The 17,628-nt window shown below is 56.6% G+C and carries 16 protein-coding genes; 3 read left to right on the top strand and 13 right to left on the bottom strand.

Features of this window, described 5'->3' with window-relative positions; translation table 11 throughout:
- Positions 1-39 precede the first annotated feature (39 nt).
- A complete protein-coding gene (gene rpmF, locus F0320_RS07895; RefSeq protein WP_003857964.1) occupies positions 40-213 on the bottom strand; it encodes a 50S ribosomal protein L32 in 174 nt (57 codons plus the stop codon).
- Positions 214-229: 16 nt separating this feature from the next.
- A complete protein-coding gene (gene yceD, locus F0320_RS07890; RefSeq protein WP_014883375.1) occupies positions 230-751 on the bottom strand; it encodes a 23S rRNA accumulation protein YceD in 522 nt (173 codons plus the stop codon).
- 140 nt (positions 752-891) lie between these two features.
- Between yceD and F0320_RS07885 the strand changes: the two genes are divergently transcribed.
- The gene (locus F0320_RS07885) at positions 892-1,476 is read left to right on the top strand and encodes a Maf family protein (protein WP_047650867.1); all 585 of its coding nucleotides are present in this window, start codon (positions 892-894) and stop codon (positions 1,474-1,476) included.
- Between the two features lie 54 nt (positions 1,477-1,530).
- Here F0320_RS07885 and rluC read toward each other — a convergent pair whose 3' ends face one another.
- Positions 1,531-2,478: a 23S rRNA pseudouridine(955/2504/2580) synthase RluC gene (gene rluC, locus F0320_RS07880; RefSeq protein ID WP_112781868.1), complete on the bottom strand. Its 948-nt coding sequence runs from the start codon at positions 2,476-2,478 to the stop codon at positions 1,531-1,533.
- A gap of 572 nt (positions 2,479-3,050) precedes the next feature.
- Between rluC and rne the strand changes: the two genes are divergently transcribed.
- Positions 3,051-6,179: a ribonuclease E gene (gene rne, locus F0320_RS07875; protein ID WP_047650865.1), complete on the top strand. Its 3,129-nt coding sequence runs from the start codon at positions 3,051-3,053 to the stop codon at positions 6,177-6,179.
- Positions 6,180-6,220: 41 nt separating this feature from the next.
- Here rne and F0320_RS07870 read toward each other — a convergent pair whose 3' ends face one another.
- Positions 6,221-7,123 carry a LysR family transcriptional regulator gene (locus F0320_RS07870; RefSeq protein ID WP_052119531.1) on the bottom strand — a complete coding sequence of 301 codons (903 nt, stop codon included), beginning with the start codon at positions 7,121-7,123 and terminating at the stop codon, positions 6,221-6,223.
- A gap of 145 nt (positions 7,124-7,268) precedes the next feature.
- Between F0320_RS07870 and F0320_RS07865 the strand changes: the two genes are divergently transcribed.
- Positions 7,269-8,483, top strand: coding sequence for an MFS transporter (locus F0320_RS07865; protein ID WP_126328232.1), 1,215 nt, complete (start codon positions 7,269-7,271; stop codon positions 8,481-8,483).
- Positions 8,484-8,558: 75 nt separating this feature from the next.
- On the opposite strand, the gene flgL is transcribed toward F0320_RS07865, so the two are convergent.
- The 9 genes from flgL to flgD all read right to left on the bottom strand — a co-directional run bounded on the left by flgL (position 8,559) and on the right by flgD (position 17,619).
- Positions 8,559-9,512: a flagellar hook-associated protein FlgL gene (gene flgL, locus F0320_RS07860; protein ID WP_126328231.1), complete on the bottom strand. Its 954-nt coding sequence runs from the start codon at positions 9,510-9,512 to the stop codon at positions 8,559-8,561.
- A 14-nt stretch (positions 9,513-9,526) separates the two neighbouring features.
- Complete coding sequence (gene flgK, locus F0320_RS07855; protein ID WP_047650862.1) at positions 9,527-11,167, bottom strand: flagellar hook-associated protein FlgK; 1,641 nt, start codon at positions 11,165-11,167, stop codon at positions 9,527-9,529.
- Positions 11,168-11,242: 75 nt separating this feature from the next.
- Positions 11,243-12,196: a flagellar assembly peptidoglycan hydrolase FlgJ gene (flgJ, locus tag F0320_RS07850; protein ID WP_149323877.1), complete on the bottom strand. Its 954-nt coding sequence runs from the start codon at positions 12,194-12,196 to the stop codon at positions 11,243-11,245.
- Complete coding sequence (locus F0320_RS07845; RefSeq protein ID WP_047650860.1) at positions 12,196-13,293, bottom strand: flagellar basal body P-ring protein FlgI; 1,098 nt, start codon at positions 13,291-13,293, stop codon at positions 12,196-12,198. Before F0320_RS07845 ends, flgJ begins: the two co-directional genes overlap by 1 nt.
- A 12-nt stretch (positions 13,294-13,305) precedes the next feature.
- On the bottom strand, positions 13,306-14,004 hold the full coding sequence (gene flgH / locus F0320_RS07840) for a flagellar basal body L-ring protein FlgH (RefSeq protein WP_023311139.1): 699 nt from the start codon (positions 14,002-14,004) through the stop codon (positions 13,306-13,308).
- Positions 14,005-14,061: 57 nt separating this feature from the next.
- A complete protein-coding gene (flgG, locus tag F0320_RS07835; RefSeq protein WP_008500810.1) occupies positions 14,062-14,844 on the bottom strand; it encodes a flagellar basal-body rod protein FlgG in 783 nt (260 codons plus the stop codon).
- Between the two features lie 11 nt (positions 14,845-14,855).
- Positions 14,856-15,611 carry a flagellar basal body rod protein FlgF gene (locus F0320_RS07830; RefSeq protein ID WP_047650859.1) on the bottom strand — a complete coding sequence of 252 codons (756 nt, stop codon included), beginning with the start codon at positions 15,609-15,611 and terminating at the stop codon, positions 14,856-14,858.
- 20 nt (positions 15,612-15,631) lie between these two features.
- Positions 15,632-16,882, bottom strand: a complete 1,251-nt coding sequence (flgE, locus tag F0320_RS07825) for a flagellar hook protein FlgE (RefSeq protein WP_047650858.1) — start codon at positions 16,880-16,882, stop codon at positions 15,632-15,634.
- Positions 16,883-16,908: 26 nt separating this feature from the next.
- The gene (flgD, locus tag F0320_RS07820; protein ID WP_047650857.1) at positions 16,909-17,619 is read right to left on the bottom strand and encodes a flagellar hook assembly protein FlgD; all 711 of its coding nucleotides are present in this window, start codon (positions 17,617-17,619) and stop codon (positions 16,909-16,911) included.
- Positions 17,620-17,628: the final 9 nt, after the last annotated feature.

The raw sequence follows: 17,628 nt of genomic DNA, 5'->3' as shown, positions 1-17,628 counted from the left end.
GGGGAAATCCTCACTAAGCCTAATCACGCTTGCGCGTGATTACTTAGTGATAACCTTGCGGCCGCGGTAGAAACCGTCAGCGGTGATGTGGTGACGCAGGTGTTTCTCACCAGAAGTCTTGTCTACAGACAGGCTGGTAACTGCAGTCAGCGCGTCATGGGAACGACGCATGCCACGTTTGGAACGGGTTGGTTTATTCTGTTGTACGGCCATGGACCTTACTCCTCAATTACTTACGCTTTAAGCTGGCTAATACGGCAAATGGGTTTGGTTTTTGCGCTTCATCAGGCAGTTCCCCAAAGACCATGTCCGCCTCGGACACTTCACAGTGTTCAGAATCATGCACCGGAACCACTGGCAAGGTGAGGATGATTTCATCTTCAACCAGAGCCAGAAGATCGATTTCACCGAATTCGTTAACCTCAATCGGCTCATACGCTTCCGGGAGTGCTTCAGCCTGTTCGTCAGAACGAACCGGACTGAAACAATACGTTGTGTGAACATGCTGTACAAACGGTTTCCCGCAACGCTGACACTCGAGCGTTACCGTCACCTTTGCATCACCGGTTAAAACGGCGAGACGCTGGTTGTCGATAGCGAACGACATGGAGCATTCTACATCACTGTCCACACTGACTACGGATTCGGCAATACGCTCAGCCTGATCGGAAGTATAGATACCTTCGTAATCGAGGCGTTTTTGAGCCGTACGAACCGGATCAAGAGTCAGGGGTAATTTTACCTTTTGCATAGGGCGCGCATATTAACTTTGTAACGTCATAGAGTCAAAGAAAAAGGCAACCAGAGCTGCCTTTTGCCAATTATTCGCACACATTGCGGCCTGTAGTTTAAAATGGCTGGCATCGATACGCTATATCTGGTGATAAAAATATGCCAAATCTCGTCCTTGCTTCCACATCTCCCTACCGCCGAATGCTGCTGGAAAAGCTCGGGATCCCGTTTGAATGCGCCGCGCCAGAAGTTGATGAGACTCCACAGCCGGGCGAATCACCTCGTCATCTGGTGATGCGTCTTGCTAAGGAGAAAGCGCAGTCGCTGGCCGCACGTTACCCCGCACATTTGATTATAGGCTCCGATCAGGTTTGCGTGCTGGACGGGGAAATAACCGGCAAGCCCCATACGGAGGAGAACGCCTGCCAGCAGCTTCTGCGTGCGCGAGGCACGATCGTGACCTTTTATACCGGCCTGGCGCTCTATAACTCCGCCTCCGGTCATCTGCAAACGGAGTGCGAGCCGTTCGACGTACACTTCCGTCATCTCAGCGAGCAAGAGATCGTGGATTATGTGCGGCGGGAACGTCCGCTGAACTGTGCGGGAAGCTTTAAGAGTGAAGGATTGGGGATTGCGCTGTTCGACAAGCTGGATGGTCGCGATCCCAACACGCTGGTGGGGTTACCGCTGATTGCTTTGTGTCAGATGTTAAGACGAGAAGAGTATAATCCGCTGACCATGTGACTGAAACGTTGCGGCCTGATGCCCTCTCCCACAGGGAGAGGGAGGAAAGCAAACTCAGCCGCGCAGAACCTTAAGACAGCGTTTCAGCTGCTCATCCAGCGGCGCTTCAATACGGATGGCTTCACCCGTATTAGGATGGGTAAACTTCAGCGCTGCCGCATGCAGGAACAGACGCGACAGCCCCGTCCCAGCCAGCTGCTTATCAAACTCACGGTCGCCATAGCGGTCATCAAAGGCAATTGGGTGCCCTGCAAACTGCGTATGGACGCGGATTTGGTGGGTACGACCGGTGACAGGACTGCAGCGCACCAGCGTCGCAAACTCATAGCGCTCTTCAACTTTAAAGCGCGTTTCAGACGGTTTCCCTTCCTGGCTTACGCGGACAATACGTTCGCCGCTTTGCAGAATGTTCTTGAGCAGTGGCGCCTGCACCACTTTTACATGGGACTGCCATTGACCACGCACCAGCGCCAGATAGTCTTTCTGCATCCCTTTCTCACGCAGCTGTTCATGCAGCGAACGCAGCGCAGAACGCTTTTTCGCCACCAGCAGTACGCCAGAGGTATCACGGTCAAGACGGTGCACGAGTTCAAGGAAGCGCGCTTCCGGGCGCAGGGCTCGCAACCCTTCAATCACGCCGAAGCTCAGACCGCTACCGCCATGAACAGCCGTCCCTGACGGTTTATTCAGCACCAGAATATGGTCGTCTTCATAAAGGATGACATCGCTCAGGGCCGCCACTTTCTGTAGCTTCGGTGAAACGGTCTCTTCTTCACGCTCTGCAACGCGCACCGGCGGAATACGCACTTCATCGCCCGCCTCGAGTTTGTACTCAGGCTTCACGCGTTTTTTGTTAACCCGCACCTCGCCCTTACGCAGGATGCGGTAAATCATGCTCTTTGGCACACCTTTCAACTGTGTGCGCAAAAAGTTATCGATACGTTGCCCCGCGTCATCTTCGGCGATGGCAACCATTTTTACGGCTGGAGTCTCTGTTTTCATGGTTGGCGATTCTAAATATCGACAGCCATTAGCGCCACTCATTTTTCTATGCTTATATTTACTTTTATCCGGCCTGTCCCCCGTTTCGCGCAACCGATTTGGTGGTTATTAAACCAATCGCCATTCAGAAGTGAAGAAACTGTGAGTAACCGGGTGATAAATGGTAAAAGTCATCTTGCTATAACCCGGCGAGCAGTGGAATAATGAGGCTGTTTTCCGTGTTAAATCCTGGTTAAGTAAGGATGTTGACGGAATGACCAATTTTGTCTGACCGATCATCCACGCAGCAATGGCGTAAGACGTATTGATCTTTCAGGCAGTTAGCGGGCTGCGGGTTGCAGTACTTCCCGGTATAAGGATTGTTCTCTGGAGAGTTCTACCCAGGCAATTCCCCTGATAATTGCGCTGTGTTTCCGTATGAAACACAGGCAACCGACACTCTGCGCCTCTTAAGCGAGCGACAACCGTGAGGTTGGCGACGTGAACAGACACGAGGCCATCGGTTCATACCCCGGAAAGCGTCACCTTGCCCGCAGCTTTGTCGTCAATGTAAGAATAACGAGTAAGTTACGATGAAAAGAATGTTAATCAACGCAACTCAGCAAGAAGAGTTGCGTGTCGCCCTTGTGGATGGGCAGCGCCTGTACGATCTGGATATCGAAAGTCCTGGACACGAACAGAAAAAAGCGAACATTTACAAAGGTAAAATCACCCGCATTGAACCAAGCCTTGAAGCTGCATTTGTCGATTACGGTGCTGAGCGTCATGGTTTCCTCCCTCTGAAAGAAATCGCCCGCGAATATTTCCCCGCAAACTACAACGCCCATGGCCGCCCAAACATCAAAGATGTTCTGCGTGAAGGTCAGGAAGTTATCGTTCAGATTGATAAAGAAGAGCGCGGCAACAAAGGTGCCGCACTGACCACCTTTATCAGCCTCGCAGGGAGCTATCTGGTTCTGATGCCTAACAACCCGCGTGCGGGTGGCATCTCTCGCCGTATCGAAGGTGATGACCGTACCGAGCTGAAAGAAGCGCTGGCAAGCCTCGAACTGCCTGATGGCATGGGGCTTATCGTGCGTACCGCAGGCGTTGGCAAATCAGCCGAAGCGCTGCAGTGGGACCTGAGCTTCCGTCTGAAGCACTGGGAAGCCATACAGAAAGCAGCGGAAAGCCGCCCTGCTCCGTTCCTGATCCACCAGGAAAGCAACGTTATCGTGCGTGCCTTCCGTGATTATCTGCGTCAGGACATCGGTGAGATTCTGATCGATAACCCAAAAGTGCTTGAGCTGGCGCGCCAGCACATCGCCGCGCTGGGTCGTCCGGATTTCACCAGCAAAATTAAACTGTACACCGGTGAAATCCCGCTGTTCAGCCACTATCAGATCGAATCCCAGATTGAGTCCGCCTTCCAGCGTGAAGTGCGTCTGCCATCCGGCGGTTCTATCGTTATCGATACCACTGAAGCGCTGACCGCTATCGACATCAACTCCGCGCGTGCAACGCGCGGTGGCGATATCGAAGAGACCGCCTATAACACGAACCTCGAAGCCGCTGATGAAATCGCCCGCCAGCTCCGCCTGCGCGACCTGGGTGGTCTGATCGTTATCGACTTCATCGACATGACCCCTGTTCGCCACCAGCGTGCGGTTGAAAACCGTCTGCGCGAAGCGGTGCGTCAGGACCGAGCGCGTATCCAGATTAGCCATATCTCACGCTTTGGCCTGCTGGAGATGTCCCGTCAGCGTCTGAGCCCGTCTCTCGGCGAGTCCAGCCATCACGTTTGTCCGCGCTGCTCCGGCACCGGTACCGTACGTGATAACGAATCTCTGTCTCTCTCCATTCTGCGTCTGATTGAAGAAGAAGCGCTGAAAGAGAACACCAAAGAGGTTCACGCCATTGTGCCGGTTCCCGTTGCCTCTTACCTGCTTAACGAAAAACGTGCAGCGGTAAGTGCAATTGAAGCGCGTCAGGGCGGCGTTCGCTGCATCATCGTGCCAAACGACCAGATGCAGACCCCGCACTATCACGTACTGCGCGTGCGTAAGGGCGAAGAGACGACCACCCTCAGCTACCTGCTGCCGAAGCTGCATGAAGAAGAGATGTCCCTGCCTTCCGATGAAGAGCCAGCCGAGCGCAAACTGCCAGAGCAGCCTGCGTTAGCGACCTTCATCATGCCTGAAGCACCACCGGAAGCAGCCCTGGAAAAACCTGCGGCCAAACCTGCAGCGCAGAAACCAGAAGCCGCGGTAGCGAAAGCCCAGCCGGCACAGCCGGGTCTGCTGAGCCGCTTCTTTGGCGCGCTGAAGAAGATGTTTGCTGAAGAAGAAGTTCAGCCAGAGCAGCCGAAAGAAGAGCCTAAAGCAGCCAAGCCAGAGCGGCAGCAAGACCGCCGCAAGCGTCAGAACAACCGCCGCGATCGTAATGACCGCAACGACCGTAATGACCGTAATGACCGTAGCGAGCGTCGTGACAACCGTGACAACCGCTCTGAGAATAGCGAAGGCCGTGAGCAACGCGAAGACAACCGTCGCAACCGTCGCGAGAAACAGCAGTCGAATGTTGAAGATCGTGAAATTCGCCAGCAGGCGGGCGATGAGACTGAGAAGAGCAAACAGCGTGACGACCAGCAGCCGCGCCGTGAACGCAGCCGTCGCCGTAACGACGAGAAGCGTCAGGCACAGCAGGAAGTCAAAAACCTGAACCGCGAAGAGCCTGTTGAACAGCAGGACGGCGAGCAGGAAGAGCGCACTCAGGTAATGCCGCGTCGTAAGCAGCGCCAGCTTTCTCAGAAAGTTCGCTTCGCCTCAGAAGTAACAGAAGAGTCAGCCGTTGTCGCAGTTGAAACCAGCGAGAGCACAACCGGTACGCAGTTGGCGAAAGTTGATCTGCCAGCGGTCGTTGAAAACAACGTTGAGCAGGATGATAACGGCGAAAACCGTGATAACGCCGGTATGCCGCGCCGTTCACGCCGTTCTCCACGTCATCTGCGCGTCAGCGGCCAGCGCCGTCGTCGCTATCGTGACGAGCGTTACCCGACTCAGTCGCCAATGCCGCTGACCATTGCCTGTGCTTCGCCAGAAATGGCGTCCGGCAAAGTCTGGATCCGCTACCCGGTTGCTCGCCCGGAGCAGGTTGTTGAAGAACAGCCTGTAACCGAAGAGGTGATTGCACCTGTGGCAGCGGTAGAAGACGTTGTGACTGAAGCGGCAACCGTGGTTGAACCTCAGATTGTTGAAACGGAAGCACCTCAGGCAGTTGAAGTCGAAACCACTCATCCGGAAGTGATTGCCGCGCCGGTTGATGCCGCACCGCAGCTTATTGCTGAAGAAGATGCCGTGGTGGCTGAGGAAATCGCTGAAGTGGCTGAACCTGTAGCCGCAGTGGAAGACACCGCTGAAACCCTGGTTGAAACCACCACTGAAGAAGTCGTTCAGGACGTTGAGATTGAGGTTGAACCGGTTGTTGAAGAACCGAAAGCGCCTGAGGTGAAACCTGAGCCGGTTGTTTCTGCACCAGCCGCAGCCCACGTGGCGACAGCACCAATGACGCGCGCCCCGGCGCCGGATTACGTGCCTGAAGCCCCGCGTCACAGCGACTGGGTACGCCCGGAATTCAACTTCGAAGGTAAAGGCGCTGCAGGCGGCCATAGTGCAACGCATCAGGCGACTGCACCGGCAACGCGTCCGCAGTCTGTCGAATAACGACGCTGAAAGTAAAAAGCCGACCTTCGGGTCGGCTTTTTTTATGGCTGCTGCACGGGCTTTCTCATTCCGGTGACTTCCGGCATGACCTGCCGCATCAGCTCCAGAAAACGCCGCAAGCGTGCCGGATAATAGCGGGACCAGGGGTAAACAAGATGCACCGGTAACGCCGCTGGCTGCCACTCCGGCAGCAAATGCACCAGCCGCCCTTCCCGAATATCATCCTGTACCGTCCAGCTGGAGACCACCGCCACGCCAAGGCCGGTGAGCGCCGTATTGCGTGCGACATACAGGCTGTCGGTGCTTAGGCGTGGCGTAATAGCAATCCGCGCGGTAGCAGGCGAGGCATCGTGAAAAAGCTCCACGTGGCGCTGGTAGAAAGAGCTGATGGCTATCCAGGGAAACTGCTGCAAATCCTCCGGCGTATTCACCGCCGGGAAGCGGGCCAGCAGCGCTGGCGCGGCCACCACCGAGCGAGGCACTTCCGCCAGCAGCACGGATACGGTCGCCGGATCGACCTCCACACCCACCCGAATAGCGCAGTCAAGATTGTCGCCGAGAAAATCTGCCGACCGATCGTTGAGCATCCACTCAATCGAAAGCTGGGGATAGCGTTGCAAAAATTCGGTTACGGGTTTCAGAAGCTGGTCCTGACCAAACGCGTGGGGAGCTCGCACCCGCAGCACGCCTACGGGCTCATCTTCCGTCTGCCCCACCTCATCTTCCAACGCCAGCCAGCTGTCGATCACCCGACGGGCGTGCTGATAGCAGCGCTCGCCGTCATCCGTCAGCCGCGTCGTGTGGGTGGTGCGCAATATCAGGCGCACGCCCAGCATGGTCTCCAGCGACTGTAACCGTCTGCTCACCGTGGCCTGTGTGGTGGCCAGTTGCCGTGCCGCCGCTGAGAGGGAGCCCGCCTCCACAATGCGAACAAACGTCCGCATTAACTCCACCCTGTCTATACGCTCAACTCTTTTCATCGCATTTTCATTTATACGTTCAACGTATAAGCGTTTTACCACCGGGCCCGCTACCGTCGCAAGGCGTACTGATAAAAAATAGCCTCACACGACGAATGAGGAACATCTTATGAACACAACAACCGCCGCCCATGCCGTGAGCCGCTGGGTAATCTTAATGCTGGCGATCGGTGCAGGTTTCAGCGTGGCATCTATCTATTATGCCCAGCCTCTGCTGCCGCTGATGGGCGCAGACCTTCACCTGAGCATCGAAGGAATGGGGTTGGTCCCAACGCTCACCCAGGCGGGTTATGCCCTGGGGATCCTGTTCCTGCTCCCGCTCGGCGATCGCCACGACCGCAGGACGTTAATTTTGATCAAAAGCGCGGCGCTGGCGCTGTTTCTTCTCGGCTGTAGCCTGACCGGGCAGATCCATTCTCTGCTGCTGGCAAGCCTGCTCATCGGTATGGCCGCCACCATGGCACAGGATATCGTCCCTGCCGCGGCCATCCTTGCGCCGGAAGGTAAACAGGGGAAAACCGTGGGCACGGTAATGACCGGGCTGCTGATGGGTATCTTATTATCCAGAACCGTGAGCGGCGTGGTGGGTGAAGCGTTTGGCTGGCGCGTCATGTACCAGCTGGCGGCGGCGAGCATTGCGTTTGTCGGGGTGATGATGTGGTTTGTGCTTCCGCGTTTTGCCATTCACTCCACGCTGAGCTACCCCGCGCTGATGCGCTCAATGGAACATCTGTGGCGTCGTTACCCGGCGCTGCGCCGTGCGGCGCTGGCTCAGGGTTTCCTGTCGGTTGCCTTTAGCGCCTTCTGGTCTACGCTTGCGGTCATGCTGCTCGAACGCTATCACCTGGGGAGTGCCGTAGCGGGTGGTTTTGGTATTGCAGGTGCCGCCGGTGCGTTAGCTGCCCCGCTGGCAGGGGGTCTGGCGGATAAAATGGGCGCAGGAAAAGTCACGCAGCTTGGTGCCGTTCTTGTGACCGTCTCATTTGCCCTGATGTTCCTGATGCCCGCGCTGGGCGTTCATGGACAGCTGATTCTGATCGCCATCTCTGCCGTCGGGTTCGACCTGGGGCTGCAGTCCAGCCTGGTCGCTCATCAGAATCTGGTATATAGCCTTGAACCACAGGCGCGGGGTCGTCTTAACGCCCTGCTCTTTACGGTGGTCTTTATCGGGATGGCGCTGGGTTCCGCGTTAGGCAGCAATATCTACTCGCTGGCCGGCTGGACGGGCGTGGTCGCGCTGGCGACGGTCTGTGGCGTCATTGCGCTGGCAATCCGTCTGATAGAAAGCGCACGAGTCGCCTCCGCGCCGGCGGAAATTGCATAAAAAAAATGCCCAATCCAGACGGATTGGGCAGTAAAACATGCCCAGTTTCAAGACATGTTCCAAGAGGTCAAGGTGTTATTTGTTCAGCTGGAACAGAGACATGCCCTGCATATCGCTAAACGCTTTATAAGACGCCTGCAAGGCCGCCTGCTGCATGGTGTAAGAGGAAATCGCTTCGTTCCAGTCAACATCAACCAGGTCACTCATCTGCTTGGTCTGACCCAGCGCGCGGTCATCGCCCAGCGTATCGAGTTTTTCCAGCTCGTTCATCTTGGTTCCCACATCCGCGACGACCGTCAGAATATTGTTCTCAGTGTTCTGAATACCGATCTGCGCATTGGCAATCACCTGGTTTTGGACTGCAGCTGCAGCCGAATCGTTCTCAATCGGCGTCTTCAGCGCAGCGACGGCAGAATCAAGGATTTTGAACATGTTTGTCTCGCCATAGCCACCACCCGGCAATTGCTCCGCATTACTGGTAATGCTCTCGAAAATCTGCTGGCCGGTATGACTAATCGCCATATTTCGCGCCGTATCTACCTGCTGGGTGATGGCTTCAGCGCCACCCCTGTAGTCGCCGGTTACGGAATCAAACGGTGCGCTCTCGGTTTTGTACCCGGCAAAGATAAAGCGACCATTACCATCCGTCGTGTTGGCCAGGTTCATAAGCTGATCGCGGATCCCCTGAATATCGGTCGCCAGAGCAAGACGATCGTCATCGTTTAATGTGCCGTTTGACGCGTAGACCAGTTTCTCCCGCACGCTTGAGATGGCGGTGTTCACCTGGGTTAACACGTTATCTTCCAGCGAGACCTTCTGCGTTGCAAAGGTACGCGCGAGCGCAAACTGGCTGTTTTGCGACTGTGACTGTGACAGAACGATGGCCTGCGATGCGGCGATAGGATCGTCCGAAGGACGATTGACGCGCTTGCCGGTGGACATCTGCTCACCGTAGTTCAGCCATCTGCTCTGGGAGTCGGTGATCCCACGCATGTTCTGCTCGTACATCATCTGGGTGCTAATACGCATTGTTCACCTCAACCTTAACGAATGTTGATAATTGCATCGAAGAGCGTACTGGCAGTCTGGAGAACCTGGGCGTTCGCCAGGTAATACTGCTGATAACGCTGCAAATTGCCATACTCTTCGTCGAGGTTTACCCCAGAGATGGTCTGCTGCTGCTTGATTAACTGGGTTTCCACGTTGGCTTTCGTCTGGCTGCTCACCTTCAGTGAAGCCGTTGAGCTACCCACGGTACTTACCAGCGAGGCATACGCATCGTTGAAGCTTTTGTTCCCGCCTACCACTTTGCTGTTTTGCAGTTCGAGCATTTTCTGGCCATTGCGGTTGTCGCTCTCACCGCCGGTCTGCACCGACGCCATCGCCAGTTTGGACTCGTCGCTGATCGCCAGATCCATGTTCATGATGACGTTGGAAACCGGCTTCACGGTAAAGCTGTCTTTGGTATTTGCCGTGCCGCTCACGTTGACGTTAAGACCATCAAACGACAGATTACCGCTGGCGTCCGGGCTCATCGTGAAGCTGGTTTTGTCTGACGTACGGGTGATTGTCCAGTCGGTACCATTAAACTGCAGCTTATAGTCTGTCGCCTGGACCTGTTTACTGTCCGCCACAGACGCCGTGACAACGGCAGAACCACCGTTCTTGCTGTTGGACAAGACAGCCGGAGAACCAAAGTTAAACAGCTTACCGCCAGCGTCACCGTTAGCGTCAAAACCGGCTTCATGCTGCGTGTTCATCGCATCGGCAAAGGCCAGCGCCATCTGATTCAGGCTGTTACGGGCTTTATCCAAATCTTCAGCGCGGAAGGTCAGCAAACCGCCCAAAGAACCGGTGGTGATCATCTTTTCCGGGATCTCAACATTACCTGCCACGTCGTCGACATAGGCCACGGTAGTACGAGTAGGATCGGCGCTGGACTTAACGGCAGCCAGCTGGTTGGCTTTGCTACCCTGGACCAGGCTGTAACCGTTGCCGAAAGAGATGTTAAACGTACCGCTATCCTGAACAGACACTTCCACACCCACGATTTTGTTCAGCTCGCTGACAAGCTGATCGCGCTGGTCAAGCAGTTCGTTAGGCGAAGCACCCGCACCGACGCCGGTCAGACGAGAAATCTGATCGTTCAGATTGGCAATCTGTTTGGCATAGTTGTTGATCTGCGCAACGCTGGTCGAAATTGCGGTATTGACCTGAGTATCCTGATCGCGGAGATACTGATCGTTGGTTTTAAACTGATTCACCAGGCCACCGGCTTTACCCAGCACCGTCTGACGTGCTGCCGGGTCTTCCGCATTGCTCACCAGGGTTTGCAGGCTTTTAAAGAAGTCCTGCAGGGTGGTGGAGAGCGAGTTGGTGGTATCGGAGAGCACATCGTCAATTTTTGACATCTGCTGATAGCGCGTCGTCAGACCGCTGCTCTGCGTCTGCGCGGCGCGCAGCTGGTTGGTGATGAAGGCATCATACTCACGCTGGACACCGGAGACATACACCCCGTTACCCACCCAGCCGCCGCCGGTCAGCGTGCTGTTAGATGCGCCCAGCACCGTGGTCTGGCGGGTATAGCCTGCCACGTTATAGCTTGAAATATTATTACTGACGGTATTGAGTGCCGACTGCGCGGCACTGAGGCCACTCATGGCGCTGTTAATCAAACTGGACATGGGGGTTCCTTTTATACGTTCAGACACGAGTCCTGATGAAGGTTATCGGCAACCTCCACCGGGACTTGAGAACTTTCAGAACAGATTTTCAATATCTGTGCTATAGGCTTTGCTGACCTTCTCGCCCATGGATTTCAGCTGCTGGATCATGCTGGTGAGCTTGCGCGCATAGTTCGGGTCAGTAGCGTAGCCCGCGTTTTGCAAGGCCTGAGCGCCCTGCTCCGCCGTCGCCGCCTGCGTTACGGCGGTATAGCGCGGATTTCGGCTCAGCAGGCCAACGTAGTCGGACAAGGCTTCCAGATACGAGCTGTAGACGCGGAATTTGGCTTTGACCTTCACCGCCGCACCGTTCTCGTATTCGGTGGTCGTGATCTCCGTCGTCGGCCCCTTCCAGCTGGAGGAGGCCTTCACGCCGAAGATGTTGAAGCTCGGCTCGCCGTTTTCCTTGCGGATCTGACGCTGACCCCAGCCCGACTCCAGCGCGGCCTGCGCCAGAATCAGGTGATGCGGCACGCCGCTCTGTTCGCTGGCAAGGCGCGCGGGCAGAGAAAGCTGCGCCAGGAAGTCTTTACTGTCACCGGAGAGCGGCTCATCGCCGCTGCCCGTGGCTTTTGGCATCGCTTTACGCACCATTTGCGTCAGAGCCTGATTCTGATAACTGGTCACCGTTTCCAGGTCGAACTTCATCGGCACCTGCTGCGTCTGATCCTGAGGCTGAATGCCCTGCGCGGCTTCGGTCTGTTTCACAATCATGTCAGCCAGACCGAGGCCTTTACCGGCGGTCATCTGCTGCGCAATCTGCTGGTCATACATGCTGGTGTAGAGACGCGTTGAATCACTGCTGAACATCCCGTCTTTCGGCAGGGTTTCGCGCATGCTTTTCAGCATCATCTGTACAAACATCCCTTCCACCTGGCGGGCGACCGGGCGGATGTTCGCCGCCGGGTCTTTGCCTGCTTTGGTTTTCAGTTCGTTGAGCGACTGGGCGTCCCAGGCTGCACTGGTCAACAGTTTGCTATCGGTCAGCATTAGATGATTTCCAGTTTGGCGCGCAGGCAGCCCGCGCTTTGCATCGATTGCAGGATGGACATCAGATCCATCGGCGTTGCGCCCAGGGCGTTCAGGGCACGCACCACGCTGTTCAGGTTGGCGCTGGAGCGAACGCTCTGCAGCGACCCGCCGCTCTGACGCATATCAATCTGCGTTTGCGGCGTCACCACCGTCTGACCGCCACCAAATGGCGTATTCGGCTGGCTCACGTTCGCGGAGCGGTTTACCGTCACGGAGAGATTCCCCTGCGCCACGGCACAGCTGTCGAGCGACACTTCCCGGTTCATCACCACCGAGCCGGTGCGGGAGTTGATGATCACTTTCGCATCCTGGATCGGAACGTTCACTTCCATATTCTGGATATCCGCCAGCATGCGCACCTGGTTGCTGCTGCCGGTGGAGGTGCGGATCTGCACGGTGCGCGCGTCGAGTGCCGTTGCGTTACCGTAACCACGGCTGCGATTGATGGTATCGGCAATTTGCTGCGCCATGGTGAAATCTTCATTATTGAGCTGCAGGTTGATAGTGTTGCCCGCACCAAACTGGGTCGGCAGTTCACGCTCAATGATCGCCCCGTTGGTGATACGTCCACCGTTCAGCTGGTTCACCTGCACGCTGCTTCCGCCTGCGGATGCGCCCGCACCGCCAACCAGAATGTTCCCCTGCGCCAGCGCATAGACCTGGCTGTCAACGCCTTTCAGCGGAGTCATCAGCAGCGTACCGCCGCGCAGGCTTTTGGCGTTACCCATTGAGGAGACCACCACATCAATGGTCTGCCCCTGACGCGCAAACGCCGGGTAGGACGCGGTGACCATTACCGCGGCCACGTTTTTCAGCTGCATGTTGGTTCCCGCCGGCACGGTAATGCCGAGCTGGGAAAGCATGTTGTTCAGGCTTTGGGTGGTGAACGGCGTCTGGGTCGTCTGGTCACCGGTACCATCCAGACCAACCACCAGGCCGTAGCCAATCAGTGAGTTTTCACGCACACCCTGAACGCTGGTGAGGTCGCGAATACGGTCAGCCTGGGCAAACGTTGCCACCAGCGCGAGCGCCACGGCGAAGATCGATTTAAACATGGGTCACCTCGCTTACATCGGCGATAAATTAAGGAAGAAGCGCTGCAGCCAACCCATATTTTGCGCTTCATTGATATAGCCGTTCCCGACGTACTCAATGCGCGCATCCGCCACCTGGGTGGACGGAACGGTGTTGGTGCCGCTGATGGTGCGAGGGTTAACCACGCCCGAGAAGCGAATGAATTCAGTGCCCTGGTTGATGGCGATCTGTTTTTCACCCACAACGTGCAAGTTGCCGTTAACCAGTACCTGGTCAACCGTGACCGTCAGCGTACCGCTGAAGGTGTTGCTGGCGTTCGCGCCACCTTTACCGTTAAAGGTATTGCCGCCGGACGCCTCAACATCCGCACGGGCATTGCCGAACAGTCCCTGTAGATAGCGCGGAACGGTATCGAAGCCAAAATTGGTTTTGCCATCGCGGCTGGCGTTCGCCGACGAGCTCTTGCTCGCGCTGACGTTTTCCTGCAGCACAATGGTCAACGTATCGCCGACGTTACGCGGGCGGCGATCTTCAAACAGCGGCTGATAGCCGTAATTAATCGGCTGCGCGGTCTGGAAAATGGAGCCGTTTACCACTGGCGCGGGGCCAGGAACGGGTTGGGCAGTCGTCGCACCCTGGACCAATGGTTTAGACGGGATCAAAGCACACCCGCTGAGGGTGACAGCCAGAACAGTCAGTATCGGATAACGAAACGCCGCGTTTTTTTGCATTGCCTTCATCTTCGAAAACAGGGAGCCGGTGCGGCGTTTACCGCACCGGGCTACACCTTAGAGTTGCGTCAGCTTCTGCAGCATCTGGTCGGTCGTCGACACTGCTTTACTGTTAATTTCATACGCGCGCTGGACCTGGATCATATTCACCAGCTCTTCCGCCACGTTCACGTTGGACGTTTCAACATAACCCTGGTACAGCAGACCCGCACCGTTCAGGCCCGGAGTGCTCTCATTCGGCGTACCGGAGGATTGCGTTTCGGTGTAGAGGTTCTCACCAATGCTTTCCAGACCGGTATCGTTCATGAAGGTGGTCAGGTTGAGCTGCCCGACCTGAACCGGCGCGGCCTGTCCCTGCTGGGTCACGCTGACCACACCGTCACGTCCGATGGTGATGCTCAGGGCGTTCGCCGGGATAGTAATCGCAGGCTGAACCTGGAAACCGCCCGCCGTCACCAGCTGGCCGTTCTGATCGACCTGGAACGAACCGTCACGGGTATAGGCCGAGGTCCCGTCAGGCAGCTGCACCTGGAAGAAGCCCTGGCCTTTGATCGCCACGTCTTTGCTGTTGTTGGTCTGAGACAGGTTGCCCTGGCTGTGCAGACGCTCGGTGGCCACCGGACGAACACCGGTACCGATCTGCAGGCCCGACGGCAGCGTTGTCTGTTCAGAAGACTGCGCGCCCGGCTGGCGGATGGTTTGATAAAGCAAATCTTCGAAAACGGCACGCTGACGCTTGAAACCATTGGTGCTCACGTTTGCCAGGTTGTTGGCAATCACGTCCATATTGGTTTGCTGGGCGTCCAGGCCAGTTTTCGCGATCCATAAAGAACTGATCATAAGGAGTCCTGTTAACTCATAGCCAGAAGTTGGTTAGCCTTGCCCGCGTTTTCGTCCACGCTGCTGATGATCTTCATCTGCATTTCAAAACGACGGGCGCTGGCGATCATGTCGGTCATGGCTTCGACCGGCTTGACGTTACTGCCTTCCAGAACGCCGGACATCACGCGGATGCTCGGATCGGCCTGTAACGTGGCACCACGCGTCGCCTGCGCCGCCTGGGTCAGACGGAACATACCGTCGTCGCCGCGCTGCACCTCTTTGGCTTCCGCTTTCACCAGCTTCAGACGTCCGACGGGCGCAACGGTGTTGGCCGGGTCGCCCGGGTTGAGCGCCGAAATGGTGCCGTCCGCAGCGATAGTCAGCTCAGAGCCTTCCGGTACGGTCAGCGGACCCGCTTCCCCCATCACCGGATGCCCCTGAATCGTCAGCTGGCCCGTCGCGCTCACCTGGATGTTCCCGTTACGGGTATAGCCTTCGCTACCGTCGGCAGTTTGCACCGCCAGCCAGCCGTCCTGCTGCAGGGCAACGTCCAGCGGGCGTGAGGTATAGTCCATCTGCCCTGGCGTCATATCGGCGCCAGGGGTTGATGCCGTCACCAGCGTACGGGTCGGCAGGGAAAGCCCTTCTACCGGCACCGCGCGCAGCGCATTAAGCTGCGCGCGAAAGCCCGGCGTTGAGGCGTTTGCCAGGTTGCTGGCGGTAACGGCCTGCTGATTGAGCGTCTGACTTGCCGCGCCCATCGCGGTATATATTGCGTGATCCATTGCGCCTTCCTGTTAGCCGCTTAACGCAGGTTAACCAGCGTATTGAGGATCTGGTCCTGGGTTTTGATGGTCTGCGCGTTCGACTGATAGTTACGCTGCGCGACGATCATGTTCACCAGTTCTTTACTCATATCCACGTTGGAGGCTTCCAGCGCGCCGTTGGTCAGCTTGCCGAAGTTACCGGTGCCTGCGGTACCCAGCAGCGCCACGCCGGAGGACTGAGTGGCAGACCAGACGTTGTCGCCTTCAGATTTCAGACCTTCGTTGTTCGCGAAGTTTGCCAGCACAATCTGGCCCAAAACCTGAGACTGTTCGTTAGAGTAGCTTCCCACCACGGTGCCATCGTCGTTGATCTGGTAGCTCACCAGATCGCCAGGCTTGTAGCCGTTCTGAGTGGTTGCCACAACGCTGTTCGCGCCTGTGTTCTGCTGCATGGAGTTCAGGAAGCTCAGGGAGAAGGTCGCCGCCGTCGCACCGCTGACGGACCCCGTGGTGATGTTAATGGCCGGCGTAGGGTTTGCCGTTCCGCTCAGTACACCCGCAGCGTCGTAGTTATAAACACCCGCCAGGTTACCGTTCGCATCAAAGTTCATCTGCGCCGCTTTCGTGGCGACAGAACCCGCAGCGCTGCCGTCCTGAGTGTAGAGATCCCATTTATTGTTGGCCGTCTTCACGTAGTAGACGTACATGTTATGGGCGTTCCCCTGACTGTCGAATACGGTCACGGTCCCTTTTTTGTTATAGGTATCCGGGTTGGTGGCATCGAACGGGGCAGTTTGAACAGGATCGGTTGAGTTCAGGTTGATCTGCTGCGTCGCGGTGGTGGTTGATTTCGCCGCCATCAGTGTATTCGGAATAGTAATCGCCTGAGGGTTCGCGCCGGTCTGAACGGTTGGAGGCGTTCCTGCTGCCGGGTAGCCCGTCAGCTGCATGCCCTGCATGTTAACCAGCGTACGGTTTTCATCCAGTTTGAACTGGCCGTTACGGCTGTAGAACACAGAGCCGTTGGAGTCGACCATACGGAAGAAACCGTTCTGGCTGATGGCAACGTCCAGACCACGACCGGTGTTGGTGGTGGTGCCGTCGCTAAAGTCCTGCGTGATGCCCGCAACTTTCACGCCCAGGCCGACTTTGGAACCGGCAAACATGTCCGCAAATGAAGCAGAACCGGATTTAAAACCATAGGTCGCGGAGTTGGCGATGTTGTTGCCAATGACGTCCAGGTTGGTGGCCGCAGCATTCAGGCCGCTGACCGCTTGAGAAAAGGCCATGACTTACTCCTGATAAGTGTTAAGGCTTAGATAATCTGCCGAACTTCGTCGAGTGTGGTGGAACCAGAGGTTCCCAAATCCAGTTTGTTGCCGTCGCTTCCTTTAATCACGCCCTGGACCAGCGCGAACTGCAGCGGCTGCGCCACCAGCTGGGTCGTCCCGTTGCTGGCGCTGATCGCCACTTTGTAGGAACCGTTTGGTGCTTTCGTGCCGTCGGTCAGACTGCCATCCCACGTAAAGGTGTGAACGCCCGCCTTCAGCTCGCCGATATCAATGGTGCGCACTACCGCGCCGGTGGAATCCGTGATCGTGGCAGTAACTTTTTCCGCTGCCTGCTGGAGTTCAACGCCAAACGGCGTGGTGGTCGTTGTGGTGTTGCCTTCGGTGGTGCTGGAGCCTGCCAGAATCGTGGTTCCCGGGATCATCACCCCGTGGCCAATCAGGCTTGCCGCCTGCAGAGACTGGGCGCTGTTAATCTGCCCGGAGACGGAGCCGAGGGTGGTGTTAAGTTTCTCAATGCCGCTCACGGTGCTGATCTGCGCAAGCTGCGTGGTCAGTTCGTTGTTCTGCATTGGGTTGGTGGGATCCTGGTTCTTAAGCTGCGCCACCAGCAGCGTCAGAAAGCTGCCCTGAAGATCGGCGGCATTGCTCCCGGTGAGGGAGTTAGAACCCGTTGTACTCTTCGTGTTATTAACACCCGAGTTCGTAGGATCATTCACATTTACGGCGATGGACATGCATGTCTC

This window comes from Enterobacter dykesii (genome assembly GCF_008364625.2).
GTDB lineage: Bacteria > Pseudomonadota > Gammaproteobacteria > Enterobacterales > Enterobacteriaceae > Enterobacter > Enterobacter dykesii.
This window is presented reverse-complemented; position numbering and strand designations above follow the sequence as displayed.